Source organism: Rhizobium sp. BE258 (genome assembly GCF_031457345.1).
In the GTDB taxonomy this organism is placed as follows: Bacteria; Pseudomonadota; Alphaproteobacteria; order Rhizobiales; family Rhizobiaceae; genus Rhizobium.
On the sequence record NZ_JAVDWL010000006.1, the window covers coordinates 41,005 to 64,802 of the forward strand.

The 23,798-nt window shown below is 61.0% G+C and carries 26 protein-coding genes; 16 read left to right on the plus strand and 10 right to left on the minus strand.

The features are described 5' to 3' along the window. Positions 1–39: 39 nt before the first annotated feature. From J2X43_RS20790 to J2X43_RS20800, 3 genes are read right to left on the minus strand one after another with little or no spacing between them, the layout of a single operon-like run. Positions 40–951: an ROK family protein gene (locus tag J2X43_RS20790; protein WP_310296786.1), complete on the minus strand. Its 912-nt coding sequence runs from the start codon at positions 949–951 to the stop codon at positions 40–42. Between the two features lie 59 nt (positions 952–1,010). Continuing rightward, positions 1,011–2,345, minus strand: coding sequence for an ATP-binding protein (locus tag J2X43_RS20795; protein WP_310296788.1), 1,335 nt, complete (start codon positions 2,343–2,345; stop codon positions 1,011–1,013). Continuing rightward, entirely contained in the window at positions 2,342–3,001 is a 660-nt protein-coding gene (locus J2X43_RS20800) for a response regulator transcription factor (protein WP_112385660.1), read from the minus strand. The genes J2X43_RS20795 and J2X43_RS20800 overlap by 4 nt, the downstream gene beginning before the upstream one ends. A 185-nt stretch (positions 3,002–3,186) precedes the next feature. Between J2X43_RS20800 and J2X43_RS20805 the strand changes: the two genes are divergently transcribed. From J2X43_RS20805 to J2X43_RS20815, 3 genes are all read left to right on the plus strand, one after another. Next, positions 3,187–3,846 (plus strand): exopolysaccharide biosynthesis protein, encoded by a 660-nt coding sequence (locus tag J2X43_RS20805; RefSeq protein ID WP_310296790.1) that lies wholly within the window; start codon positions 3,187–3,189, stop codon positions 3,844–3,846. Positions 3,847–3,987: 141 nt separating this feature from the next. Next, positions 3,988–4,941: a sugar-binding transcriptional regulator gene (locus J2X43_RS20810; protein ID WP_310296791.1), complete on the plus strand. Its 954-nt coding sequence runs from the start codon at positions 3,988–3,990 to the stop codon at positions 4,939–4,941. A gap of 145 nt (positions 4,942–5,086) precedes the next feature. Next, positions 5,087–6,397, plus strand: coding sequence for a sugar ABC transporter substrate-binding protein (locus J2X43_RS20815; protein WP_112385730.1), 1,311 nt, complete (start codon positions 5,087–5,089; stop codon positions 6,395–6,397). Here the strand turns inward: J2X43_RS20815 and J2X43_RS20820 are convergent. Next, entirely contained in the window at positions 6,385–6,591 is a 207-nt protein-coding gene (locus J2X43_RS20820) for a hypothetical protein (protein ID WP_310297611.1), read from the minus strand. The two genes, J2X43_RS20815 and J2X43_RS20820, sit on opposite strands and share 13 nt — an antisense overlap. Here J2X43_RS20820 and J2X43_RS20825 point away from each other — a divergent pair. The 6 genes from J2X43_RS20825 (at position 6,536) to J2X43_RS20850 (ending at position 13,202) form a co-directional block, all read left to right on the plus strand. Beyond that, positions 6,536–7,408, plus strand: a complete 873-nt coding sequence (locus J2X43_RS20825) for a carbohydrate ABC transporter permease (RefSeq protein ID WP_112385658.1) — start codon at positions 6,536–6,538, stop codon at positions 7,406–7,408. The two genes, J2X43_RS20820 and J2X43_RS20825, sit on opposite strands and share 56 nt — an antisense overlap. Position 7,409: 1 nt before the next feature. Further along, entirely contained in the window at positions 7,410–8,240 is an 831-nt protein-coding gene (locus J2X43_RS20830) for a carbohydrate ABC transporter permease (RefSeq protein ID WP_112385657.1), read from the plus strand. Positions 8,241–8,258: 18 nt separating this feature from the next. After that, on the plus strand, positions 8,259–9,257 hold the full coding sequence (locus tag J2X43_RS20835) for an ABC transporter ATP-binding protein (protein ID WP_310296793.1): 999 nt from the start codon (positions 8,259–8,261) through the stop codon (positions 9,255–9,257). Positions 9,258–9,359: 102 nt separating this feature from the next. Continuing rightward, on the plus strand, positions 9,360–10,841 hold the full coding sequence (locus tag J2X43_RS20840) for a mannitol dehydrogenase family protein (RefSeq protein WP_310296796.1): 1,482 nt from the start codon (positions 9,360–9,362) through the stop codon (positions 10,839–10,841). An 85-nt stretch (positions 10,842–10,926) separates the two neighbouring features. Further along, positions 10,927–11,616: an HAD family hydrolase gene (locus tag J2X43_RS20845; RefSeq protein ID WP_310296797.1), complete on the plus strand. Its 690-nt coding sequence runs from the start codon at positions 10,927–10,929 to the stop codon at positions 11,614–11,616. Continuing rightward, positions 11,616–13,202, plus strand: a complete 1,587-nt coding sequence (locus tag J2X43_RS20850) for an FGGY-family carbohydrate kinase (protein WP_310296798.1) — start codon at positions 11,616–11,618, stop codon at positions 13,200–13,202. The genes J2X43_RS20845 and J2X43_RS20850 overlap by 1 nt, the downstream gene beginning before the upstream one ends. Here J2X43_RS20850 and J2X43_RS20855 read toward each other — a convergent pair. Then, positions 13,199–14,056 (minus strand): MurR/RpiR family transcriptional regulator, encoded by an 858-nt coding sequence (locus tag J2X43_RS20855; protein WP_112385652.1) that lies wholly within the window; start codon positions 14,054–14,056, stop codon positions 13,199–13,201. The two genes, J2X43_RS20850 and J2X43_RS20855, sit on opposite strands and share 4 nt — an antisense overlap. Before the next feature lie 234 nt (positions 14,057–14,290). On the opposite strand from J2X43_RS20855, the gene J2X43_RS20860 reads away from it, so the two are divergent. Then, a complete protein-coding gene (locus tag J2X43_RS20860) occupies positions 14,291–15,004 on the plus strand; it encodes a sulfate transporter family protein (RefSeq protein WP_310296801.1) in 714 nt (237 codons plus the stop codon). A 1-nt stretch (position 15,005) separates the two neighbouring features. Here J2X43_RS20860 and J2X43_RS20865 read toward each other — a convergent pair whose 3' ends face one another. Then, positions 15,006–15,431 carry a VOC family protein gene (locus J2X43_RS20865; RefSeq protein WP_310296803.1) on the minus strand — a complete coding sequence of 142 codons (426 nt, stop codon included), beginning with the start codon at positions 15,429–15,431 and terminating at the stop codon, positions 15,006–15,008. Positions 15,432–15,512: 81 nt separating this feature from the next. Between J2X43_RS20865 and J2X43_RS20870 the strand changes: the two genes are divergently transcribed. After that, entirely contained in the window at positions 15,513–16,088 is a 576-nt protein-coding gene (locus J2X43_RS20870; protein ID WP_310296805.1) for a TetR family transcriptional regulator, read from the plus strand. On the opposite strand, the gene nth is transcribed toward J2X43_RS20870, so the two are convergent. Next, positions 16,053–16,832: an endonuclease III gene (nth, locus tag J2X43_RS20875; protein WP_310296806.1), complete on the minus strand. Its 780-nt coding sequence runs from the start codon at positions 16,830–16,832 to the stop codon at positions 16,053–16,055. The two genes, J2X43_RS20870 and nth, sit on opposite strands and share 36 nt — an antisense overlap. A gap of 22 nt (positions 16,833–16,854) precedes the next feature. Between nth and J2X43_RS20880 the strand changes: the two genes are divergently transcribed. Both J2X43_RS20880 and J2X43_RS20885 read left to right on the plus strand, forming a co-directional pair. Beyond that, on the plus strand, positions 16,855–17,352 hold the full coding sequence (locus J2X43_RS20880) for a DUF2244 domain-containing protein (RefSeq protein WP_310297524.1): 498 nt from the start codon (positions 16,855–16,857) through the stop codon (positions 17,350–17,352). A gap of 70 nt (positions 17,353–17,422) precedes the next feature. Next, on the plus strand, positions 17,423–18,295 hold the full coding sequence (locus J2X43_RS20885; RefSeq protein ID WP_310296808.1) for a bifunctional helix-turn-helix domain-containing protein/methylated-DNA--[protein]-cysteine S-methyltransferase: 873 nt from the start codon (positions 17,423–17,425) through the stop codon (positions 18,293–18,295). A 6-nt stretch (positions 18,296–18,301) separates the two neighbouring features. On the opposite strand, the gene J2X43_RS20890 is transcribed toward J2X43_RS20885, so the two are convergent. Continuing rightward, a complete protein-coding gene (locus J2X43_RS20890; RefSeq protein ID WP_310296810.1) occupies positions 18,302–19,282 on the minus strand; it encodes a sugar-binding transcriptional regulator in 981 nt (326 codons plus the stop codon). Positions 19,283–19,716: 434 nt separating this feature from the next. Between J2X43_RS20890 and tal the strand changes: the two genes are divergently transcribed. Both tal and J2X43_RS20900 read left to right on the plus strand, forming a co-directional pair. Beyond that, a complete protein-coding gene (tal, locus tag J2X43_RS20895; RefSeq protein ID WP_112385645.1) occupies positions 19,717–20,682 on the plus strand; it encodes a transaldolase in 966 nt (321 codons plus the stop codon). Between the two features lie 93 nt (positions 20,683–20,775). Further along, positions 20,776–21,441 carry a DUF1345 domain-containing protein gene (locus tag J2X43_RS20900; RefSeq protein ID WP_310296813.1) on the plus strand — a complete coding sequence of 222 codons (666 nt, stop codon included), beginning with the start codon at positions 20,776–20,778 and terminating at the stop codon, positions 21,439–21,441. A gap of 18 nt (positions 21,442–21,459) precedes the next feature. On the opposite strand, the gene J2X43_RS20905 is transcribed toward J2X43_RS20900, so the two are convergent. Further along, a complete protein-coding gene (locus tag J2X43_RS20905) occupies positions 21,460–21,633 on the minus strand; it encodes a DUF1328 domain-containing protein (RefSeq protein WP_112385643.1) in 174 nt (57 codons plus the stop codon). Positions 21,634–21,908: 275 nt separating this feature from the next. Between J2X43_RS20905 and J2X43_RS20910 the strand changes: the two genes are divergently transcribed. After that, positions 21,909–22,541 (plus strand): YjbE family putative metal transport protein, encoded by a 633-nt coding sequence (locus J2X43_RS20910; protein ID WP_310296816.1) that lies wholly within the window; start codon positions 21,909–21,911, stop codon positions 22,539–22,541. On the opposite strand, the gene J2X43_RS20915 is transcribed toward J2X43_RS20910, so the two are convergent. Next, positions 22,538–23,635, minus strand: coding sequence for a helix-turn-helix transcriptional regulator (locus J2X43_RS20915; protein WP_310296818.1), 1,098 nt, complete (start codon positions 23,633–23,635; stop codon positions 22,538–22,540). The two genes, J2X43_RS20910 and J2X43_RS20915, sit on opposite strands and share 4 nt — an antisense overlap. Positions 23,636–23,798: the final 163 nt, after the last annotated feature.

Here is a 23,798-nt window from a genome sequence, read left to right on the forward strand (position 1 = left end):
GCTTCGGCCGCGCCGTTTTCGCTTTCAGATCAGGTGCGTTCAGGCTGCCTCGGCCTTGAGGCCGAGAATGGCGGCGCCGATCAGGCCGGGCTCGACACGGCATTCGCTGCGAACGACCAGCGGCCGGTCGAACTTGCGCAGGATCCGCTGACGGACCGCCCTGTCGAGTTCGGCGAGCAGCTGCTCGACATTCGACAAGCCGCCACCGACCGGGACGATCGTTGCGCCTGTGATGTTGACAGTCAGGGCCAGCGGCGATGCCACGAGATCGGTATAGACGTCGATGGTGCGCGTCGCCTTCTCATCACCCTGCTGCCATTGCGCAATGATCTCCTCGCTGGAGAAATCGAGATCATGCAGCGTCTTGTGCAGGCGCTCGAGGCCGCGGGCGCCGCCGACGGTGTCGACGCAGCCCTTCTGGCCGCAGCCGCAGGGATAGGCCGGGATTCTGGCGGGCGGGTTTCCTGCTTCCGAGGCGATGATCGGGCCGTGGCCCCATTCACCGGCAAAGCCGCCCGAGGCGTTGATCAATCGCCCGTCGGAGACAAGGCCGCCACCGACGCCGGTGCCGAGAATGGCACCAAGTACGATGCGGTGGCCACGTCCTGCTCCGAGTTCGGCCTCTGCCATGGCGAAACAATCGGCATCATTGGCGATCAGCACCGGCAGGCCGAGTTCCGCCTCCAGCTCGGCTGCGAGATCGCGGCCGTGAATGCAGGGAATGTTGGCGCAGGTGAGCCGCTGAGTATCCGGATCGACGACACCGGCAATTGAAAGCGCAACGCGCGAGGGCTGTTCGCCGCTTTCCGTGATGAAACTGCGGATAGTCTCGACGAAGGCAGCGAAGTCGTCCTTGGGGGTCGGCTTGCGGCCCATGGGGGTGATGTCCGCTTCGGAGCGGGCAATGCCGCCCTTGATGGCCGAGCCGCCGATGTCGAAGGAAATGATCATGTCTTGCCGCCTCGCGATTACTGGCGTCTGCTCGCATCGTTTGCGTGGATTTGCAAGCCCTATGCAGGGAGCGTGACCCGCGCTTCGAAGCCGGATTGCCTGCCGCTTGCCGGTGACAGCAGTTCCAGCGTCCCGCCCATCTGGGTGGTGATGCGGTCGGCGATCGCGAGGCCGAGACCAGATCCCGGCGCGTTGGTCGCCCCCCGGCGGAAGCGCCGCTTGAGATTGCCGAGGTCTGCCGCAGAAATCACCGGACTGTCGTTGACCACGCGAATGGTGCCTTCCCCATCCAGTGAGACCGAAACCTCCTGCCCGGGGTCTCCATGAGAGAGGGCGTTTTCGACCAGATTGCGGATAACGATGCCGAAGGCATCGACGTCGGCGTTGCGCACAAGCGTTGCGCCGTTTCGGGCCTCATAGGCGATGAGGCCATCAGTGCGGCTGTCGCGGGCATAGTCGGTCATCAGCATGTCGAGCACCGGCTTCAGGTCGGAGGCTACGTCGCTCTTGCCGATGCCGGCTTCGGCGCGGGAGAGCTGCAGCAATTTTTCCGCGAGGCGGCCGAGATTGACCAATGAGGTCTCCACCTGCTTGGCCCGCTGCCGCACTGGGCCGGGCGGAAGCTCTTCGGCGAGCCGCTGCGTTTGCGCCAGGGCGCCCGCGATCGGGGTTCTGAGTTCGTGGGCGCTGTTGGCGGTGAATTCGCGCTCGGCTTCCAGCGCCGACCTCAGCCTAGCCAGCAGCAGATTGACGGAACGGCCGATCGGCTTGATCTCGCGCGGCAGGCGGCCGCTCTCGATCGGCGCCATGTTGCCACCGTCCTTGGTGGCAATGTCCTGGCGCAACGTTTCGATCGGTTTCAGCGCGCGGCCGACCACGAACCAGACGGCGAAAATACTTGCCGGGATCAGCACGATGAGGGGCCAGAGAAGGGTGGCAGCACTTTCCCGCACGGCCTCGCGGCGATTGCCAAAGCGGTCCGCGACCTGCATGAACAGAGCGCCATCGGCTGTCGCCTCGGTATAGATCCGGTGGGTTTGTGTGTCGTGAAATCCGTGGGTGAGCGGTGAGCTAAACGGCTCGGCCGGCGCATCATTGGAACGCAGCACGACCTTGCCGGTCTTGTCGCGCAGCTGATAGGTCAGATATTCGCGGCTGGCGGCCGTATTCAGCATCGCGACGCTGCGCGGATCGGTGACGGTGCGCTGGTCGAGGTCGTCGACGATCAGTGCCAGCAGCCGCTGCGTCGTTTCTTCCTGGGCGCTGTCGAAGATCTCCGAGAACTCGTGCTGCATGACGCGAATGCTGAGGCCGATGGCAATCAGCCAGAAGAGCACGACGATACTGGTCAGCGCCAGGATCAGCGGCCGGGTAATGCTCGGTTCGCGTCTCATGCTTCGCCCAATGTGTAGCCGATGCCGCGGGCGGTGCGGATGCGGTCCTTGCCGATCTTCTTGCGCAGCCGGCTGACATAGACTTCGACGGTGTTGCTCTCGATTTCCGATCCGAAAGCGTAGAGCGCCTCTTCGATCCGATCCTTGGGCACGATCGCGCCGGGCCGGGCAACCAGCAGATCGAGCACGGCCCATTCACGGCTGGTCAGAACGATCGACTCACCAGCGACCGCAAGCTTGTGCTGGGGGCGATCGATCTCGATATCGGCGATCTTGATGATCGGGTGCGGATTGGCGCCGTAGCGGCGGGCGACCGCCATGATGCGGGCTTCGAGTTCGCCGAGATTGAACGGCTTGACGAGATAATCGTCGGCACCGGCATTCAAACCCTCTATGCGGTCGGATATCTGGTCGCGCGCCGTCAGGATGATGACGGGCACGGTCTTGCCGCGTCCCCTCAGCGCCTTTAGGAACTCGATGCCTGTACCATCCGGCAGCTGCAGGTCGAGCAGGATCAGCCCGTAATCGACCGATTTTTCCGCCGCCTGCGCGTCGCCGATCGTGCGCATCCAGTCGATGGCGTGGCCAGCGGCGGCCACATGGTCGCGCACCGCCTCGCCAATCATTCCATCGTCTTCAACCAACAGAATTCGCACGCAATTTCTCCCTGGAGAATGAGTAGCGCCTGGCGCTGGCGGGGGTCAAGCATGGCGTGACGGCGAAAAATGGCCTTGCAATGGCCGCGATCGAGAAGCGCCGCCGTCATGATGGCGGCACATTCAGCAGAGAAGGTTCATATTTGGATGGTATCAAGCACACGAAATCGAATTTCCGGGGTTTTATGACGATCGAAAGCATGGATATGGCGCGGGGGCGCCTGCCGCGTAATCCACGGCCGAGGGCGCGCCGCCTGTCGGCAATTCTCAGGCAGATGGCCAGTGACCGCTCGCGCGAGCGCATCTCCATCCGGGATATTTTCGAAACGATGGGCGACCGGGCGATCGGCGCTCTGATGCTGGTTTTCGCGCTGCCGAACCTCGTGCCGACGCCGCCCGGGACCTCGGCGATCCTCGGAGCGCCGCTGCTCTTTCTCGCGGCACAGCTGACCTTCGGTCTCAAACCGTGGCTGCCGAAGGTGATCGCTGACCGGTCGATGCGCCGCGAGGATTTCGAAGCGATCATTTCGCGTATTCATCGGAAGCTGGCTTTCGCCGAGCGGATGCTGAAGCCGCGGCTTTCGGTGCTTGTCGAGCCGCCGGCGGAATATCTTTCCGGCTTCCTCTGTCTGGTGATGGCGATCATCCTGACGCTGCCGATCCCGCTTGGGAATATGCTGCCGGCGCTGGCGATCTGCCTGTTCTCCTTCGGTATTCTCGGCCGCGACGGCTTGTTCGTCATCCTCGGCGTGATCGCTGCCGGACTATCGGCGACCGTCGTCGGCGGTATGGTCTACGGGATCATCAAGGCGGCAGCTTTCGTTATCGCCAACTGGTTTGCCTGACAGGTCGCCAAGACGAAATCTGTCACGCATTTCTTCAACACACTCGACATTTGCCCATTTTTGTTTTGATCTGGCGCATTAGAGATTCATGGTCATATTCACCCGGTAAAACGCCGGCTTATTTTGCGCGGTAGAAGCTAGATGGCAAAGAGAACCGATACTCCGGGACGGCTGGATGACGCGGCGCGAGCAGGGTGGCTCTATTATGTCGCGGGCCGGACGCAGGATGAGATTGCTTCGACGATGGGCATCTCGCGCCAGTCGGCGCAGCGTCTCGTTTCGCTTGCCGTTGCCGAGAAACTGATCAAGGTGCGGCTCGATCATCCGATCGCCGCCTGTCTCGAACTCGGCAATCAGCTGCGCAAGAAATTCGATCTGCGTTATGTGGAAATCGTGCCCAGCGATCCAGGCTCTTCTTCAACGACGATCGGCATTGCCGAGGCGGCGGCTGCGGAAATCGAGCGTTGGCTGAAGCGGCCCGAGCCGATCGTGCTTGCCGTCGGTACCGGCCGTACGTTGAAAGCGGCCGTCGATCAGCTGCCGCAGCTCGAATGTCCCGAACACCGCATCGTCTCCCTGACCGGCAACATCACGCCCGATGGGTCGGCGGCCTATTACAACGTGATTTTCAGCATGGCCGATGCCGTGAAGGCGCGGCATTTCCCGATGCCGCTGCCGGTTCTCGTTACGTCGGCGGAAGAGCGTGAAATGCTGCACAGCCAGCAGCTGGTGCGCTCGACGCTGGAGATCAGCTCGCAATCGGATGTCACCTTCGTCGGTATCGGGGAGCTCGGCATCGATGGTCCGCTCTGCGTCGATGGTTTTCTCGAGAAGGACGAGATGATGGAGCTGATGCGCAATGGCGCCGTCGGCGAGATCTGTGGCTGGATTTTCGACGGTGACGGGAAGCTTCTCGACAACCCGATCAACGAGCGCGTTGCCTCGGCGCCGATCCCGCCGCGCGACTCATCCACCGTCATCGGAATCGCCAAGGGAAAGCGCAAATTCAAGGCGATACGAGCCGCCATCGTCGGCCGCCAGATCAACGCTTTGATCACCGATGAGGCAACTGCCGAGTTTTTGCTCACAGCCTGAGCAAAAATTATTTTGTTTTAAATCAACGCCATAAGTGTCCCTTTCGCTACCGCAGCAACGAATGCGGATTGACATTCTGTAACCTCCTGTGAGTAATTGCCCATGAGCAAAGCGAATGCTCACACTCATCTTCTGGGAGGAAGATATGACATTGAGAACTCTTCTGCTGGGCGCCTGCTCGGCACTGGCGTTTGCGGGCATGGCTTCGGCTGAAACGCTCACAATCGCGACCGTGAACAACGGCGACATGATCCGTATGCAGAAGCTGACGGATGACTTCAAAAAATCCAATCCCGACATCGACCTGGAATGGGTCACGCTCGAAGAGAACGTGCTCCGCCAGAAGGTCACCACTGACATCGCCACCAAGGGCGGTCAGTATGACGTTCTGACGATCGGCACTTACGAAGTTCCGATCTGGGCAAAGCAGGGCTGGCTTCTGCCGCTCGACAATCTCGGCGCCGACTACGATGCCGACGACCTGCTGCCGGCAATCCGCAGCGGTCTGACTGCAGACGGCAAGCTCTATGCAGCGCCGTTCTACGGCGAAAGCTCGATGGTCATGTACCGCAAGGACCTGTTCGAAGCTGCCGGTCTCAAGATGCCCGACGCTCCGACCTGGGATTTCATCGCAGACGCTGCGAAGAAGATCACCAACAAGGACAAGGAAGTCTACGGCATTTGCCTTCGCGGCAAGGCCGGCTGGGGCGAAAACATGGCGTTCCTGACGGCCATGTCGAATTCCTTCGGCGCACGCTGGTTCGATGAGCAGTGGAAGCCGCAGTTCGACCAGCCCGAGTGGAAGGACACGCTGAACTTCTACGTCAACCTGATGAAGGAAGCCGGCCCTCCGGGTGCTTCTTCCAACGGCTTCAACGAAAACCTGGCGCTCTTCCAGACCGGCAAGTGCGGCATGTGGATCGATGCCACCGTGGCAGCATCCTTCGTCAGCAACCCGAAGGAATCGCAGGTTGCCGACAAGGTCGGTTTCGCTCTGGCTCCGGACAAGGGCCTCGGCAAGCGCGGCAACTGGCTCTGGGCCTGGAACCTCGCCATCCCGGCAGGCTCGCAGAAGGTCGAAGCGGCTGAAAAGTTCGTCGCCTGGGCTACCAGCAAGCACTACACCGAGCTGGTCGCTGCAAAGGAAGGCTGGCTGAATGCACCTCCCGGTACCCGTTCTTCGCTCTATGCGAATGCCGATTACCAGAAGGCAGCACCTTTCGCGAAGATGACGCTTGATAGCATCAACTCGGCTGACCCGACCAAGCCGACCGTCAAGCCGGTCCCCTATGTCGGCGTCCAGTTCGTGGCGATCCCGGAATTCCAGGGCATCGGTACGGCCGTTGGACAGCAGTTCTCCGCAGCGCTTGCCGGCCAGCTTTCGGTCGACCAGGCTCTCCAGAGCGCACAGCAGCTGACCACGCGTGAAATGACCAAGGCTGGTTACATCAAGTAATAACCTCCTGAGAACGGGTTGGAATGCTTGACATTCCACTCAACTGGGCCGCCGAATTGCCCGAACTGCATCGGCGGCCCCTTTTTTTCTTTGCTGCCCTGCAGCCGTTCGCCACTCCAGACATGATCGGTAATTGCCATGGCAACGTTACACACCCGCTCAGCCGCGCGCATGATGATGGCACCTTCGGTCATTCTCCTGCTGCTGTGGTCGCTCATCCCGCTGGCGATGACGATCTACTTCTCGCTGCTGAACTACAATCTGCTCAGCCCGGGCATGGAAAGCTTTGTCGGCTTCCTGAACTATCAGTACTTCCTGACGGATCCGGCCTTCTTCTCCGCTCTGGCAAATACGCTGCTGCTGGTGCTCGGCGTCCTGTTGATCACGGTCGTCGGCGGTATCGCCTTCGCGATCCTGCTGAACCAGGATATCTACGGGCAGGGCATCGTTCGCATCCTGGTCATCGCGCCCTTCTTCGTCATGCCGACGGTGGCAGCGCTTGTCTGGAAGAACATGTTCATGAACCCGGTCAACGGGCTCTTCGCGCATCTCGCCAAGGCGCTCGGATTGCAGCCTTACGACTGGCTGGCCAATGCGCCGCTTTTCTCGATCATCCTGATCGTCGCCTGGCAGTGGCTGCCGTTTGCCACGCTGATCATGCTGACGGCACTGCAGTCACTCGATGAGGAACAGCAGGAAGCCGCCGAAATGGATGGTGCGGGTGTCGTTTCGAAATTCATCTATATCGTCCTGCCGCATATGGCGCGCGCCATCACCGTGGTCATCCTGATCCAGACGATCTTCCTGCTTTCGGTCTTCGCCGAAATCCTCGTCACCACCAATGGCGGCCCCGGCACGCAGAGCACCAACCTGACCTATCTGGTCTATGTCCAGGCGCTCCTGCAGTTCGATATCGGCGGTGCTTCGGCAGGCGGTATCGTCGCTGTCATCCTCGCCAATATCGTCGCGATCTTCCTTGTCCGCCTCGTCGGCAAGAACCTGGAGGCGTAAGATGGCCCGCAAAGTCACCACACAGCGCAAGGTCATCATGACCGCGATCGCCTGGACGCTGGGGATCCTGATCTTCTTCCCGATCCTCTGGACGTTCCTGACGAGCTTCAAGTCGGAAGCCGATGCGATCGCCTCGCCGCCGCAGTTCCTGTTCTTCCACTGGACGACGGAGAACTATGCGGAAGTGCAGAGCCGGTCGAACTATCTCGGCCACTTCATGAACTCGGTGATCATCTCCTTCGGCTCGACGCTGCTCGGCCTGATCATCGCCATTCCGGCCGCCTGGGCCATGGCGTTTTCGCCGACCAAGCGGACCAAGGACGTTCTGATGTGGATGCTGTCGACGAAGATGATGCCGCCGGTCGGCGCGCTCATCCCGATCTATCTGATGTTCCGCAACACCGGACTGCTGGACAGCCGCATGGGCCTGGTGATCGTGCTGACGCTCATCAACCTGCCGATCATCGTCTGGATGCTCTATACCTACTTCAAGGAAATCCCCGGCGAGATCCTCGAGGCGGCCCGCATGGACGGTGCCTCGCTCGCCAAGGAAATCATCTATGTGCTGACGCCGATGGCCATTCCCGGCATTGCCTCGACGCTGCTGCTCAACATCATCCTGGCCTGGAACGAAGCCTTCTGGACCCTCAACCTGTCTGCCTCCAAGGCAGCGCCGCTGACGGCCTTCATCGCTTCCTATTCCAGCCCCGAGGGCCTGTTTTACGCCAAGCTCTCGGCAGCATCGACCATGGCGATCGCCCCGATCCTGATCCTCGGCTGGTTCTCGCAGAAACAACTCGTCCGCGGCCTGACCTTCGGCGCGGTGAAATAAGACGACAGGGAGAGAAACATGGGCAGCATTACCCTTCAGAAAGTCTCGAAGGTCTTCGGCGAAGCCAAGGTCATCCCTTCGATCGACCTCGAGATCAAGGACGGCGAGTTCGTCGTCTTCGTCGGACCATCGGGCTGCGGCAAGTCCACGCTGCTGCGGCTGATCGCCGGGCTCGAGGATGTCAGCGGCGGCAAGATCGTCATCGACGGCAAGGACGCGACCGAGCAGGCGCCGTCCGAACGCCGGCTGGCGATGGTGTTCCAGTCCTATGCGCTTTATCCGCATATGAGCGTGCGCAACAACATCGCCTTCCCGCTGAAGATGGCGGGCATGGACAAGGCCGAGATCGACCGCAAGGTGGCGGACGCGGCACGCGTGCTGAACCTGACCGACTATCTGGAGCGCAAGCCGCGTCAGCTTTCGGGCGGCCAGCGCCAGCGTGTCGCCATCGGCCGCGCCATCGTTCGCCAGCCGTCGGCCTTCCTGTTCGACGAACCGCTGTCGAACCTCGATGCGGCGCTGCGCGTCAACATGCGCCTCGAGATCAGCGAGTTGCACCAGCAGCTGAAGACGACGATGATCTATGTCACCCACGACCAGGTGGAAGCCATGACCATGGCCGACAAGATCGTCGTTCTCAACCGCGGCAATATCGAGCAGGTCGGCTCGCCGCTGGAGCTCTACAAAAGCCCGCGCAACCTCTTCGTCGCCGGCTTCATCGGTTCGCCGAAGATGAACTTCATCACCGGGCAGAACGCAGCACAGCTCGGCGCCCATACGATCGGCGTCCGTCCCGAGCATGTGGCGCTGTCGATGGAAAGCGGTCAGTGGAAGGGCAGGGTCACGGTTGCTGAACATCTCGGCTCCGACACCTTCCTGCATATCGATGTCGACGGTATCGGCCCGATGACGGCGCGCGGTGGTGGAGACTTTGCAGCCAAGGCTGGCGACACCGTCTACGTCACGCCCGACAAGGCGCGGCTCCACAAATTCAACGAGGGCGGTATCGCTATATAGGGCGAGACCGGGCCGGGGTGGCCATGCGGAGCGGGCGCGGTGCTCGGTCCGCCGAGACCTGGAGTGGGAGGCCGCTCCGGAAGACCTCAAGAGGACTGTATCATGACGTGCAAACTATCGCTGGCAACGCTTACCGAGGCGGCCAAGACGGCCACGGTTCCGGCCTATGACCGGGCGTCGCTCTCAGCCGGCATCGTGCACTTCGGCGTCGGCAATTTTCATCGCGCCCATCAGGCGATCTATCTCGACGACCTCTTCAACGAGGGGCAGGATCACGACTGGGCGCTTGTCGGCGCCGGCATGCTGCCGTCGGATGCGTCAATGCGCGAAAAGCTCGCGGCGCAGGATTTCCTGACGACGGTGGTCGAGCAGGACAACAACAAGACGGCGGCCCGGGTCACCGGACCAATGATCGACATCCTGCCGGTCGGCGATTCCAAGGCGATCATCGCCAAGCTTGCGGATCCCTCCATCCGCATCGTCTCGATGACGATTACCGAGGGCGGCTATTTCATCGACGCGTCCGGCAAATTCAATCCGGAGCATCCAGCAATCGCCGCCGACGGCAAGAATCCGTCCGAGCCGAAGACCGTGTTCGGCCTGATCGTCGCCGGTCTGAAGGCGCGCAAGGACAAGGGCATCGTTCCGTTTACGGTGATGTCCTGTGACAACATTCCGCATAATGGCGTGGTCACGACCAATGCCGTCGTCGGTACGGCGAAGCTGTCCGATCCTGCCTTTGCCGATTGGATCAAGGCCAATGTCGCCTTCCCGAATGCCATGGTCGACCGCATCACGCCGGCAACCGGTCAGCGTGAAATCGACCTGCTGAAGGATCAGTTCGGCATCGAGGACAACTGGCCCGTCTACTGCGAGGAATTCAAGCAGTGGGTGCTGGAAGACAAGTTCACCGCGGGCCGCCCCGCGCTAGAGAAGGTCGGCGTCACCTTCGTGCCCGATGTCACGCCTTACGAGCATATGAAGATCCGCATCCTGAACGGCGGCCATGCGGCGATTGCCTATCCGGCAGCGCTGATGGACATCCACTTCGTTCACGATTCCATGGAAGATCCGCTGATCCGCGCCTTCCTGGCGAAGCTCGAGAGGGACGAGATCATCCCGATCGTGCCGCCGGTACCTAATACCTCGCTGCAGGACTATTTCGAGCTGATCGAGCGCCGCCTGCTGAACCCGAAGATCGCCGACACCATCCCGCGTCTGGCGCAGGACGGTTCCAACCGGCAGCCGAAATTCATCCTGCCCTCGACGCTCGACAATCTTAGCCAGGGCCGGGACGTGGTCGGTCTCTCGCTGGTCTCGGCGCTCTGGTGCCGCTACTTCGCCGGCAAGACAGACAGCGGCAAGGACATCGTCTTCAACGATGCCAGCGCCGACCGCCTGCATGCGGCGGCGATCAAGGCCAAGGACGATCCGGCGGCCTTCCTCGCCTTTGACGATATCTTCGGCGAAGTCGCGAAATCGGAGCTCTTCCGCAAGCGCTTCGCCCATGCCCTGAAAACGCTGTGGGAAAAGGGCACTCGCGAGACGCTGCAGCTCTATCTCGACGGCAAGCTTGCAGTGTAAGCAGATATGACGGCGGCACATGCCGCCGTTGCCGCCTGGCGGGATGCAGGACGGTCATGCGTCCTAGAACGATGGTTGGTCTTCCATGACTGATGCTGAGACACGGCTGGTCATATTCGATTGCGACGGCGTGCTCGTCGATAGCGAGCCGATTTCCGTCAACGTTCTCGTCAAGGCGATGAACGATCTCGGCGTGCCGATCACTGAAGACGAGGTCTATGGCCGCTTCCTCGGCAAGAGCCTCGCGACTGTCATCGAAACGATGAAGAGCGACTATCACGTCCATGCCGGCGAGGAGTTTCTCGAGCGGATGCGGGTCGATCTTTATGGCCGGTTCCGCAAGGAGCTGAAGCCGATCGAAGGCATCGGTGAGACCATCGACGCGCTCGATATTCCCTGCTGTGTCGCCTCGTCGAGCCAAGTCGAGCGTATCAAGCTTTCACTTTCCGTCACCGGGCTGATCGGCAAGCTGCCGAATATCTTTAGCGCCAGCATGGTGAAAAACGGCAAGCCGGCACCGGACCTTTTTCTGCATGCAGCGCGTGAAATGCAGGTCGAGCCGAAGAATTGCGTGGTGATCGAAGACAGCCCGGCGGGCATTGAGGCGGCAAAGGCCGCCGGTATGCGCGTCTTTGCCTTTACAGGCGGTTCCCACGCCAATTTCGAGGGCTATCGTGCTGAACTTGACCGGCTTTCGCCCGAAGCCGTGTTTGACGTAATGCCTGAATTGCTCCACCTTATCCAGAAACAAAAGCTGGATGGGATGCACCCCTGATGCATGATCACGTGGTTGCGGTGGATGTTGGCACCGGCAGTGCGCGCGCCGGCGTCTTCGATGCCGGCGGCCGGTTGCTGGGCAAGGCCGAGCATCCAATCATCATGAACAGGCCGCGCGAAAACCACGCCGAGCACGATTCCGAAAATATCTGGTCCGCCGTCTGCATCTCGGTCCGCAAGGCCGTTGAGCAGTCCGGCGTGGCGCCTGCTTCGATCGGTGCGATCGGCTTTGACGGGACGTGTTCGCTTGTCGTGCGCGATGTCGAGGGGCGGCAGATTTCTGTTTCGACCGGCGGCGAAAGGCGGTTCGATACCATCGTCTGGCTGGATCACCGGGCGCTGCAGGAAGCGGATTTCTGCACGGCGACGCAGCATGCCGTTCTCGAACATTCCGGGCATTTCATGTCTCCCGAGATGGAGATGCCGAAGCTGATGTGGCTGAAGACGAAGCTGCCGGGCACCTGGATGAATGCCGGCTACTTCTTCGATCTTGCCGACTTCATGACCTGGAAGGCGACCGGATCGCTGGCGCGCTCACGCTGCACGCTGACGGCAAAGTGGAATTATCTGTCGCATGAGAAAGACGGCTGGCGGAAGGACTTCCTGGCGCAGATCGGTCTCGACGATCTGCTCGAGCGTGGGCACTTGCCCGATGAAACGGTGCCGGTCGGTTCCAGCGTCGGGACGTTGACGCAGGAGGCTGCCTCGGCGCTGGGGCTGACGACCGCCTGCCATGTTGCGGCCGGGATGGTCGATGCCTATGCCGGTGCGCTTGGCACACTCGGCGGCTATGCGGCCGACCCGCGCGAACTTGAACGCCAGCTGGCGCTGATTGCAGGCACATCAAGCTGCATCGTTTCGTTTTCGCGCGAACGGCGGCCGAGCCACGGCATGTGGGGCCCATATTACGAAGCGGTGTTTCCGCAGTCCTGGCTTGTCGAAGGCGGCCAGTCGGCGACCGGCGCCCTGCTTGATCATATCGTGCGCATGCATGCGGCCGGCGGCGAGCCGACGGCGGCGTTGCATCAGAAGATCGCAGCCCGTGTCGCTCAGCTCCGTGCTGAAGAAGGCGACGATGCGCTTGGCGCCAGGATCTTCGTACTGCCTGACTTTCATGGCAACCGCTCGCCGCTTGCAGATCCCCACGCCGTCGGCGTTGTCAGCGGGCTGACGCTCGATACCTCCTTCGACGGTCTTTGCGCGCTCTATTGGCGGACTGCCGTCGGGATTGCACTTGGTATCCGCCATATCCTCGAGACGATGAAAGAATACGGCTACGTTCCGGATACGCTGCATGTGGCCGGCGGCCACGTGAAGAACCCGGTGCTGATGGAGCTTTATTCCGACGCGACGGGATGTAAGGTCGTGGTGCCAAAGATGAACGAAGCCGTCCTGCTCGGTACGGCGATAGCGGCTTCCGCCGCCTGCGGATTACACAAGGATCTAGCAGCGGCCGGTACGGCGATGTATCCCGGCGGCGACGAACGCAGCCCGAACGCGGCCAAGCGGGCGATGTACGACCGCGAGTACCGGCGGCTGTTGGCCATGTACCGGCATCGCGCCGAACTGGAGGCGATGGATTAGCCTCCGCCGCGGCCTTCGCCGAGGATGGCGCCGAATTCCGCCATGCGGCGTTCGCGCTGGAAGGCCTCGTCGCCGGCCGCAGCAATCACCGTTTCCGAAAGGCAATCGAGCAGTGCCATCAGCGGCGGCAGGTTGTCTTCGTCCGGCACGCGTGACGGCGGCAGTGTCAGCATGATGTTCGACTGTTCCGGCATCCAGTCATTGTTTTCCGCAGTGATCAGCACCACCCGGTAGCCGTAGCGCCTTGCTGTTCTGGCAAGTAGCCTGGCGCGGGCAAAGCGCCGGCAATCGATAATGACGAGCAGGGCGCCTTCGCCGGTCTGTCGGGCGAATAGTTCGGCAAAGCGGCTCCCCGATCCATCGAGCGCACGAACGCCATCGCGGGCGTGGGTAAGGCGCTGGGCAAAATGCGAAGCGAAACCGGTCAAGCGTACATGGGTGGCGATGAAGACTTCACGGGCGCTTGAAATCATCGACGCCGCCTCAGCCCATTGGGGCTGCGCGGTCAGGTGGTAGATATGGTGCATCGCCTGGATCTGTTCGGTGACCAGCAGCGCCAACGGCTTGCCGCTCGATGCATCGGTTTGCAGCTCGTTGAGCGAGGTCTGCAACTGAACCGGCGATGTGACCGCCGTTTCGCGGATATGGATCTTGACGCTGTCGAGGCCCTGATAGCCGAGCGCCCGCAGGAAGCGCCCGACCGTCATTGGACTGAGATCCAGCCGGTCGGCCACGGAGGCCGCGGTTTCGAAGGGCAGGTCGTTCAGATGCTCGGTGAAATACTTCGCGATCCGGCGCTCCGCTGGCGTGCCGGACTTCACGTAATGCCTGAGCTTCTGGACGAAGTCTTCCACGCAACGGGCCCTCACTGGCGAAAACGCGTCTTGCGGATGCGCGCGGGCGAGACTTGCCGTTTGCAACTATTTCCGGAAGCTGCGTCTCAGGCTCAAGTTTAGATCGAATATTTTCCAGTATATATTAGTGTTCAATTGCAGACAAGTTTTCCATTGCTGCATGTACTTTTATTTCGGCTTGCCGTTCTGCGCGGGGATTCCTACATCCTGGGTCAAACCACGGAGACGCCACGCATGATCCTTGACGCCGCCCGCCTGTCCTTCCGCAACCTGCTTGCTCCCGAAACACGCTCGGTGTTCTGGAAGGTGCTGGGTTTGACGCTTCTGGTGCTGGTCGGGCTGTGGTTCGTGCTGCGCAGCCTGTTTGCGACGCTGCTCTTTCCCTGGATTGCTGGTTTCTTTCCACAGATGCCGGAATGGGCGGGATGGCTGAGCTTCGTCTTAGCCATTCTCGCCGGTCTTGGGCTGGCGCTCGGCCTTGCCCTTCTTCTGTCTCCGGTGACGGCGCTGATTGCCGGTCTGTTTCTGGATGACGTTGCCGAGGTTGTGGAGAAGCGCGATTATCCGAACGACCGGCCGGGCACGGCAATGCCGCTTGGGCCGGCATTGACGAGTTCGATCAAGTTCCTCGGCGTGGTGATCCTCGGTAATATCATCGCGTTGTTTCTGCTCTTCATCCCCGGCGTCAATCTGATCGCCTTCTTCGTGGTGAACGGCTACCTGCTCGGGCGGGAATTCTTCGAGTTTGCGGCGATGCGCTTCCGGCCGCCCGAGGAGGCCCGCGCCTTCCGGGCAAAGCACGGATCGACGGTCTTCCTGGGCGGCCTTGTCATCGCGGCCTTCCTTGCCGTGCCGTTTCTCAATCTTCTGACACCGCTCTTTGCCGCGGGCATGATGGTGCACCTGCATAAGCTGGTGTCGCAGAAGGATCCGGCCTTCAGAGGTTAGGTTAGGCGGGCAGGGCCGAGGCGTCGTACATGGCGGCGAATTCAGCGCTCGGCGGGATCGGCTTGATGATGTCGATCAGCACGCCGTTGGGGTCGGCGGTGATGAAGTGCCGCTGGCCGAAATCCTCGTTACGCAAATCGCGCATGATCGGCAACCCGGCCGCCTTGCAGGCCGCGTAGACGGTATCGACATCCTCGACCTCGAAATTCAGAAGCAGGCCGGAGACCCTGCCGCGCGCCTGCTCGGGGATGGTCTCGTGGCTGCCGTCCAGGATCGCGAGGTTGATCCGCTCGTCTTCGGCGGATTGCAGGTGGACATACCAGTCGCTTTCGAAAAGCGCCCGAAAGTGGAAATGCGTCATGTAGAAAGCCGCCGTTGCCGCCACGTCGCCGGTCATGATGACCGGATAATAGCTCGTCGATTTCATTTCATTGCTCCTTTTCAATTTACGTACAGATTGTATGTTTTTTCATTTAACATACATGCAGTGTGTATGTAAATAGGTGATATGACTAGGACCAATCGCGAACGAACCGAACAGACGCAGCAGGCACTGATCGCGGCTGCGCGCCGCCTCTTTGTCGACAAAGGCTATGCCGAGACCGCGACGCCGGACATCGTCTCGGCGGCGGGCGTGACGCGGGGGGCTCTCTATCACCATTTCGAAGACAAGCGGGCGCTGTTCCGGGCGGTCATCGAGCTGGAGGCAGAAAAAGTGGCGGAGGAGATCGAGAGCCGCTCGGCGGATGCGGGATCTCCAAGGGATGCACTGCTCACGGGTGCATCGGCCTATTTCGATGCCATGGCGGCGGAGGGACGTACACGGCTGCTGCTGCTGGAGGCGCCAGCGGTTCTCGGCGCCGAGGCTTCGGCGATCGACCGGGAGAATGCGGAGGAAAGCCTGCGCCGGGGTTTGGCGGCGATGCTGCCCGCCGCGGCGGCGCAGCTGGGACCGCTGACGGCATTGTTGTCGGCCGCCTTCGACCGTGCTGCGATCGAGATCGAGCAGGGTGGGGTGCGGGCAGATTACGAACAGGCGATCGCCGGCCTAGTCGACGGCCTCGCCGATCATCTGCGGCGGTAGCTCGACGAGCGGCGCGGGGATGTCCCACGTCTTCTCGGCAGACTTGCAGATATCGGCGATGACGCAGCGCTCGCATTCGGGGCGTCTCGCCTTGCAGGTATAGCGGCCATGCAGGATCAGCCAGTGGTGCGCGTGGTAGAGATATTGCTTCGGCACCACCTTCATCATCCGCTCTTCGACCTCATCGGGCGTCTTGCCGGGCGCGAGCCTGATGCGATTGGCGATACGGAAGATGTGCGTATCGACGGCCATCGTCGCCTGGCCGAATGCCATGGAGAGGACGACATTCGCGGTCTTGCGGCCGACGCCCGGCAGGCGGATCAGCTCTTCGCGCGTCTGCGGCACGACACCGCCGAACTCATCGACCAGCATCTGCGACAAGGCGATGACGTTCTTCGCCTTGTTGCGATAGAGGCCGATCGTCTTGATGTAATCGCGGACCTTTTCCTCGCCGAGGGCAAGCATCTTTTCCGGCGTATCGGCGGCCTTGAAAAGCGCCCGTGTCGCCTTGTTGACGCCGGCGTCGGTCGCCTGCGCCGAGAGCGCCACGGCAACCACCAGGGTGAAGGGATTGCTATGCTCCAGCTCGCCCTTCGGTTCCGGCCGCTGGATGGAGAAGCGGCGGAAAATCTCCTCCCGTTCGGATTCGGAATAGGCGCTGCGGACCGCTGCCGTCTTGCGGCGGGCGATCACTTTTGAGTTTTGCGAAATGCGGGAAGCGGATTTGAGTTTCGGTTCGGCCATCGACAATCTATACTCACCAGCCATGACGGAAAGCAACGCCGACAGCGCGGTCGAACAGCCTGTTTTCGCCGCCGAACTCTTCCCCTACCGGTCACTCGGCCGCAAGGGATTTCGTGTGCTGCTGGTGCTCTCTGGCGCCGTCTGCTTCATGCATGCAATATTCTTCGTCGTGACGGGCGCTTGGCCGATCGGCTTCTTCTTTGGGCTCGATTTCGCGCTTCTCTACGGTGCTTTCTGGCTGAACTACCGCTCCGGACGTGCGCGGGAGGAAGTCACCGTTTCGCGAAGCGACGTGGCGATCCGCAAGTTTGCCCCTTCAGGCAAGATGATCGAACACCATTTCAATCCGTTCTGGACCCGCTTCCTGGTGCGGCGTCATGAGGAGATCGGCATTCTCTCCATGCATGTTGCGGCGCAGGGGCGGCGCACGGATATTGGCTCGTTTCTCAATCCCGACGATCGCGAAAGTTTCGCCAAGGCCTTCAAGGGCGCGCTGGCGACGGTGAAGCAGCGGATCTGAAAAGCCGCGCAAGAAACGGGTGGTTTCGCAGATCCCGCTTGATTATCTCCTTGATACAAGGAGAAATACGATGAACATGATCGCAAATCTGAACAGAGACATCACGCCTGATGGTCCCGATTACGAGACCGTTCGCCGGGTCATTGAATTGATCACCGAGGATTATCGCGACCAGCCCTCGCTGGAAGACATCGCCGCGCGCCTCAACCAGTCGCCGACGCAACTACAGAAAACCTTCACGCGCTGGGCCGGGCTTTCGCCCAAGGCCTTCCTGCAGGCGGTGACGCTCGATCACGCCAAGCGGCTGCTGCGTCAGGAAGAGCTGCCGTTGCTGGAGACCTCTTTCGAGGTCGGTCTCTCCGGCCCCAGCCGTCTGCACGATCTGTTCGTCACCCATGAGGCGATGTCTCCGGGCGAGTGGAAGGCAAGGGGCGGCGGGCTGACCATTCGCTACGGTTTCCACACCTCGCCCTTCGGTGTCGCTCTTGTAATGGCCACCGATCGCGGGCTGGCCGGGCTCGCCTTCAGCGATCTCGGCGACGAGGCGGCCTGCCTGGAGGATATGACCTGCCGCTGGCCGAATGCCGAGTATGTCGAAGACCGGCAGGCGACGGCGCCTTATGCCGAGCGGATCTTCCAGCCGGGCAAATGGTCATCCGAGCAGCCGCTTCGCGTCGTGCTGATTGGTACCGATTTTCAGGTGCGGGTCTGGGAAAGCCTGCTGAAGATCCCCTTCGGAAAGGCCGTGACCTATAGCGACATCGCCAACGACATTGGCAGCCCGAAGGCCATGCGCGCCGTCGGTGCGGCTGTCGGCGCCAACCCGATCTCCTTCGTCGTGCCGTGCCACCGCGCACTCGGCAAGAGCGGAGCGCTGACGGGATATCACTGGGGGCTGACGCGCAAGCGGGCGATGCTCGGCTGGGAGTCGGCGCACGCCTGAGGGCGTTCAGGCTTCGGCCAGTTCCAGCAGTGCGTTGGCGGCGCTCTCGTCGGTGATCAACGTATTGCAGCCGATCCGCTTGATCGTGGCGCGGATGGCGGTGGCGCGGTGTGCGCCGCCGGAGGAGAGCACGATGTGCTTTGCCTTTTTCAACGTGTCGAGATCGACCGACATGACGCGGCTGTTGATCGAGTGATCGATGGTATTTCCATCCTTGTCGAGGAAATTGAACATCGTGTCGCAGACGCAGCCGGCGTCGATAAGCTCCTGCAGCTCGGCCTTCGAAATCCATCCCTCGGAGAGCGAGGTCGAATGCGGGCCGATATCGCCGCAGGAGACGATCGCCAGATCGAGGTTCTCGGCGAGCCGGTAGATCGAGTCCAGGCCGCATTTATCGATCAGGTTGCGTTTGGTCTCGATGGAATCGACCAGTAGCGGAGCCAGGAACATGTAGCACTCGGCGCCGAGCTGGCTCGCCAGCCGCCAGGTGTAATCGATCGGATTGGTTTGATGCACGGCAACGACGCCTCCAAGCAGCGAGACGACTTTGCAATTGTCGCGCCGGGGCGAGCGGAAGCTGGAGAGCGAGGCGGTCATCGTCCGCCCCCAGCCGACGCCGATCGTGTAATTGTCGGGGATCGCTTCGGAGAGAAACTGGCCGAGCGCCAAGCCGACGCTTTTCGCCAGCGCATTGACGTCGCTGTTTGCGGGGGAGGGCACGACGATTGCCTCGTCAAGGCCGTAGGCACGCTCGAGCTTGACCGAAAGCTCGACACAGTCGCCGATCGAATCGTTGATCCAGATCTGCACTTCGCTGCGCTTCATCGCTTCGTCGAGGAGGCGGATGACGGTGGTGCGGCTGATGCCGAGCTGCTCGGCAACGTCCTTCTGCGTGAGGCCCTGATTGTAGTAGAGCCACGCCGCCCTGAGCCTCAACGAGGAAGCTTCGGAATAGGCGGTGTGCGTGCCGCGCTTCAGCTTGACCACATCTTCTCCCGCGAGAATTTCACCCTAATTTCCTGCAGCAAGCGAAAGGCGCTCGGGCATCGCATTGTTCCTGCCGATAATGACGGGTGTGACACTTATGTCAATTGAAATGCACAAATGTCCTTGACTTTCGATGAACGGAATTGCGATATTATCCGCGAGAGACGTCGTTCTTGTCCGTCCGAGGAGGACAGTGTGCGGGCATACGGAAAGTCAGGACCGGCCTTGGTGCCGCAGGCATTGCCTGCGCAGAATTATCGCGCCATTCTTTCCGCTCCGGCCCGGAACATTGCCGGTGCAACTCCCGTTAGCTCAACAGCCGTGATGGAGCCGCGCTTCTTCGCCTGCAACACGAACGTCAGCATTCCGTAGATCACCTCTTTTCCGGGCGAAGGTCGCGCCGGTTCGCAGCTCAGTCACAAAGGATTTTGACCATGACATCCAAGCTTGACCAACTCCGCGAGATAACCACGGTGGTTGCCGATACCGGCGACATCGAGGCGGTGGCGCGCCTGAAGCCGGTCGATTGCACGACCAACCCGAGCATCGTACTGAAGGCACTCGGCACGCCGATGTTTGCCGATGCGATCAAGGAAGGCGTTGCCTGGGGCAAGAAGCAGGGCGGCAACGCCGAGGCCGTTTCGGCTGCCGTTGCCGATCGCCTGGCGATCTCCGTCGGTGCCGCGCTCTCGAAGCTGGTGCCTGGCCGCGTCTCGACGGAAGTCGATGCCGACCTTTCCTTTGATACCAAGGCTTCGATCGACAAGGCTCACAGCATCATCGCCGGCTACAAGGAACGCGGCATCGAGAAGGACCGCATCCTGATCAAGCTCGCTTCCACCTGGGAAGGCATCCGCGCTGCCGAAGTGCTGCAGAAGGAAGGCATCGACTGCAACCTGACGCTGCTCTTCTCGAAGGCACAGGCTGTCGCCTGCGCTGACGCCAAGGTGTTCCTGATTTCGCCCTTCGTCGGCCGCATTCTCGACTGGTACAAGAAGTCGACGGGCAAGGACTACACGCCAGAGGAAGATCCGGGCGTCGTTTCCGTTCGCGATATCTACAACTACTACAAGGCCAACGACATCAAGACGATCGTCATGGGTGCTTCGTTCCGCAGCGCCGGTGAAATCGAAGCGCTGGCCGGTTGCGACCGCCTGACGATTGCGCCGAACCTGCTCGACGAACTGTCGAACGACCAGGGCAAGCTCGAACGCAAGCTGTCGCCGGAGACGGTGAAGCCGGCCGCGAAGATCAGCGTCGATGAAAAGACGTTCCGCTGGATGATGAACGAAGATGCGATGGCGACCGAAAAGCTCGCCGAAGGCATCCGCGCGTTCGCCAAGGATCTCGGCACGCTGCGCGGCATGGTGCAGAAGGAACTGCAGCTCGCTGCTGCCTAAGGCCTTTACACAAGTCCTTGAAAAGGCCCGGACGCCGATGGTGTCCGGGCCTTTTTCATGTTTCATATCAGCAGCTGAGACGGGAGAAGCGGAATGGCAGGCGGGAAGCGCTCCGGGTTTATGACCTACGCAATCAGGCATGGCAGTTTCATCATCGCCTTCGCTGCCGGGTTTGCCGTCTTCCTGCTGCTGACGTCGCGCGATGTGAATGCCAAGAATGTATTGGTCGGCTGGAATGTGACGGCGATCGTCTTCATCGCCATCAGCTGGCGCAAGATGCTGCGGGCGACCGTTTCGGATATCCGCCGCCGCTCCGAAGATCTCGATTTTTCCGATACGTTCGTGCTGTTCCTGTCGATCGCCGCCGCAGTTGCGAGCATTGCCGGCATCGGTCTTGAGCTGCATTCGGTGAAGGACGCGCCAGCCGATGTGGCGCTGGAACGCGCGATGGCGGCGATCGTCACCATCCTGATTTCCTGGGTTTTCCTGCACACGCTTTTCACCATTCACTATGCCCATCGCTTCTACGGCGGGCGGGGCAAGGCTGAAGGTCTGGTTTTCCCCGATAAGATAGAGGAGCCCATCTATTGGGACTTCCTCTATTTCTCCTTCACCATCGGCGTCGCCGCGCAGACGGCCGATATCGGCCTGTCGTCGCGCACCATGCGCAAGATCGCGCTGCTGCATGCCGTGCTGTCGTTTCTCTTCAACACGACAATCCTGGCGCTGGCGATCAATGTCGGGGCGAGCCTGCTCTGAGGCTCGCCGCTTTTTGCGCTAGAGGATCGCCTGTCCTGCCATCAGTGCAAGAACGAGGAAGATCAGGAAGATCACCAGGGCAATGCCGAAGAGGACGCGCGCGATCGTCGCGGTCGCAGCGGATATGCCCGAGAAGCCGAAGAAGCCGGCGATCAGCGAAATGACGAAAAATATGAGAGCCCACTTAAGCATGGAGGTTTCCTCTGTGTTGGACGCAGAAGAAGACGCGGAAGACAGCAATTTGTTCCCGTCGCATAATAAAATCGATTGAAATAACAGGCGATTTTCCAATCTGCCTTCATCGGCCGGTCGCAGGGCTTTTCAACCGGGCCTTGATCTGTTTCAAACTTTTTCCAGGAAGAGCCCCCAATACCTAAGGGTCACGATCTGCCGCGTATCTGCGCTGCAGGCGCGCTGAAGGCGTGGGGATTTTTTCATCGATTTGCCCCATCGACGAAAGTGCCTTGATGTCCTCCTTCTTTGATCCCGCCGTCATTTCCATCTATCTCGAAGTCATCATGATCAACATCATCCTCTCCGGGGATAATGTGATTGTCATCGGCATGGCGGCGGCCGGTCTGGCGCCGGAGCTGCGCGGCAAGGCGATCGTGGCGGGCATTGCCGCGGCCGCGGTGATCCGCATCGTCTTCGCCATCATCGCCGCCGAACTGCTCGTCATCAAAGGGATCAACCTGATCGGCGGCTTCCTGCTGCTCTGGATCTGCTGGACGATGTTCAAGGAACTTCGGGAGGCGGGCGAAGAAGAGGGTGGCGATGACGCGGCCGGGCATCATGCCCACAAGCCGAAGCTTCTGCGTCAGGCGATCGGGCAGATCATCTTCGCTGATCTCTCGATGTCGCTCGATAACGTTCTGGCGGTGGCGGGTGCCGCGAAATCGAACATGACGGCGCTGGTTTTCGGCCTCATTCTCTCGGTCGTGCTCATGGGTGTCGCGTCGAATTTCGTCGCCAAGCTGCTCAGCCGCTTCCGCTGGATCGGCTGGATCGGTCTTGCCATCATCGTCTATGTGGCGCTCGACATGATCTGGGAAGGCGGCTGGGAGCTATGGGCGCTCTATGGTGCCCAGGTGGTCACCTAAGACTTCAGGCCTGAAAGCAGGGCGATCAGCTGCGCCTGCCGTTGAGTGCCCGTCTTGGCGAGTACGCGTTTGACGTAGCCGCGCGCCGTTTCATATTGCAGTCCGCAAATGGTGGCGATCTCCCGCGGCGAGGAGCCGTCAAGCAGCAGTTTTGCCACCGTGGCTTCCTGCGGTGTGAGTGCAAAGGTGCTGCGCAGCAGCTCAATGCTCGGCCCCTCGCGTTCGGCGAGGTCGGTGATCAGGACGACAACGCTGGAATGGGCAAAGAGGTCTGCGGCGAGGCCCTGAAGCTTCTGGACGCGGGCGACCAGCGGCGGCTTTCCGGTTCGGGATATGCGGACAGAGGGAAGATCGATGAACAGCGCACCATCGGCCGCCGACAGGACCTGCCGCTGCAGCTGCGCCGCCTCGCTCTGCTTCACCGAGAAGAACTCGCCGCCTGCGACGCGGACTTCGTCATCGAGTAGCTTTTCGGCCCGGCTGTTGAGATAGGTAATCCGTCCTTTGCGGTCGAAGAAGATTGCTGCGGCGGCAGTGAGGTCGAAGGCGTCTCCCATGCCGCCGACCTTTGCCGCATCGAGGGTCCGGACGATTTCCGCGGCGGCAGAGAGCCGGGATTGCATGGCGAGCAGCAGCGGTTCATCAGAGCGGTCGAAGGGCGTGTCGTTCATGCCCCGCTGCAGATTGATGCTGAGGGTGCTGCCCCTGATTTCGAAGAGGACCATTGCAGAATAGCGCAGGCCGAAGCGCGCCAGGAAATCGGTGTAGAAAGCCTGGCGCTCGAAATCGGCGCTGTTTGCGATGTCGTGCTCGATCACCACGCCCTTGCTGAGGCCGATCGGCAGACCGCGCTCGCGAAAGTCGCGCTTGTACCAGCCTTCGGCGAAATAGACGTCGAAGGCCTCCAGAAAATTGGGGGTGGTGAGCACGCCAGCTTCGAACTTTCCGCGCACGGGCATGATGTGCGCGCCGGCCGAACCGGTGGCGCGGCTGATCGCCTCCAGCGTGCCGGCCCAAGTCTCCGGCATCAATGCGGAATCCATCAAGCCGGCAAGTGCGCGCTCGAGTTCTGCAATATTAATTACCGATGCCATTGAAACTTATCAGCCTTCGTAGCCCCCCGCGGCCATTGCCAAGGCTTTGCTCAAATATGGAGCAGATGTTCGTTCAGCGCAATATTGAAATATATCAACAAAAAGACCGCCGTAGTTGTTCACGGCGGCCTGGTATCACAAATATGTTATTGCAATAACCCCT

Excerpts from the sequence above, each read along its gene's own strand:
- J2X43_RS20845 (WP_310296797.1), top strand. The coding sequence starts at position 10,927 with ATGACTGATGCTGAGACACGGCTGGTCATATTCGATTGCGACGGCGTG.
- J2X43_RS20910 (WP_310296816.1), top strand. The coding sequence starts at position 21,909 with ATGTCCTCCTTCTTTGATCCCGCCGTCATTTCCATCTATCTCGAAGTC.
- J2X43_RS20815 (WP_112385730.1), top strand. The coding sequence starts at position 5,087 with ATGACATTGAGAACTCTTCTGCTGGGCGCCTGCTCGGCACTGGCGTTT.
- J2X43_RS20835 (WP_310296793.1), top strand. The coding sequence starts at position 8,259 with ATGGGCAGCATTACCCTTCAGAAAGTCTCGAAGGTCTTCGGCGAAGCC.
- J2X43_RS20840 (WP_310296796.1), top strand. The coding sequence starts at position 9,360 with ATGACGTGCAAACTATCGCTGGCAACGCTTACCGAGGCGGCCAAGACG.
- J2X43_RS20880 (WP_310297524.1), top strand. The coding sequence starts at position 16,855 with ATGACGGAAAGCAACGCCGACAGCGCGGTCGAACAGCCTGTTTTCGCC.
- tal (WP_112385645.1), top strand. The coding sequence starts at position 19,717 with ATGACATCCAAGCTTGACCAACTCCGCGAGATAACCACGGTGGTTGCC.
- J2X43_RS20805 (WP_310296790.1), top strand. The coding sequence starts at position 3,187 with ATGACGATCGAAAGCATGGATATGGCGCGGGGGCGCCTGCCGCGTAAT.
- J2X43_RS20865 (WP_310296803.1), bottom strand. The coding sequence starts at position 15,431 with ATGAAATCGACGAGCTATTATCCGGTCATCATGACCGGCGACGTGGCG.
- J2X43_RS20830 (WP_112385657.1), top strand. The coding sequence starts at position 7,410 with ATGGCCCGCAAAGTCACCACACAGCGCAAGGTCATCATGACCGCGATC.
- J2X43_RS20795 (WP_310296788.1), bottom strand. The coding sequence starts at position 2,345 with ATGAGACGCGAACCGAGCATTACCCGGCCGCTGATCCTGGCGCTGACC.
- J2X43_RS20810 (WP_310296791.1), top strand. The coding sequence starts at position 3,988 with ATGGCAAAGAGAACCGATACTCCGGGACGGCTGGATGACGCGGCGCGA.
- J2X43_RS20860 (WP_310296801.1), top strand. The coding sequence starts at position 14,291 with ATGATCCTTGACGCCGCCCGCCTGTCCTTCCGCAACCTGCTTGCTCCC.
- J2X43_RS20790 (WP_310296786.1), bottom strand. The coding sequence starts at position 951 with ATGATCATTTCCTTCGACATCGGCGGCTCGGCCATCAAGGGCGGCATT.
- J2X43_RS20850 (WP_310296798.1), top strand. The coding sequence starts at position 11,616 with ATGCATGATCACGTGGTTGCGGTGGATGTTGGCACCGGCAGTGCGCGC.
- nth (WP_310296806.1), bottom strand. The coding sequence starts at position 16,832 with ATGGCCGAACCGAAACTCAAATCCGCTTCCCGCATTTCGCAAAACTCA.
- J2X43_RS20885 (WP_310296808.1), top strand. The coding sequence starts at position 17,423 with ATGAACATGATCGCAAATCTGAACAGAGACATCACGCCTGATGGTCCC.
- J2X43_RS20825 (WP_112385658.1), top strand. The coding sequence starts at position 6,536 with ATGGCAACGTTACACACCCGCTCAGCCGCGCGCATGATGATGGCACCT.
- J2X43_RS20820 (WP_310297611.1), bottom strand. The coding sequence starts at position 6,591 with ATGACCGAAGGTGCCATCATCATGCGCGCGGCTGAGCGGGTGTGTAAC.
- J2X43_RS20905 (WP_112385643.1), bottom strand. The coding sequence starts at position 21,633 with ATGCTTAAGTGGGCTCTCATATTTTTCGTCATTTCGCTGATCGCCGGC.
- J2X43_RS20870 (WP_310296805.1), top strand. The coding sequence starts at position 15,513 with ATGACTAGGACCAATCGCGAACGAACCGAACAGACGCAGCAGGCACTG.
- J2X43_RS20915 (WP_310296818.1), bottom strand. The coding sequence starts at position 23,635 with ATGGCATCGGTAATTAATATTGCAGAACTCGAGCGCGCACTTGCCGGC.
- J2X43_RS20900 (WP_310296813.1), top strand. The coding sequence starts at position 20,776 with ATGGCAGGCGGGAAGCGCTCCGGGTTTATGACCTACGCAATCAGGCAT.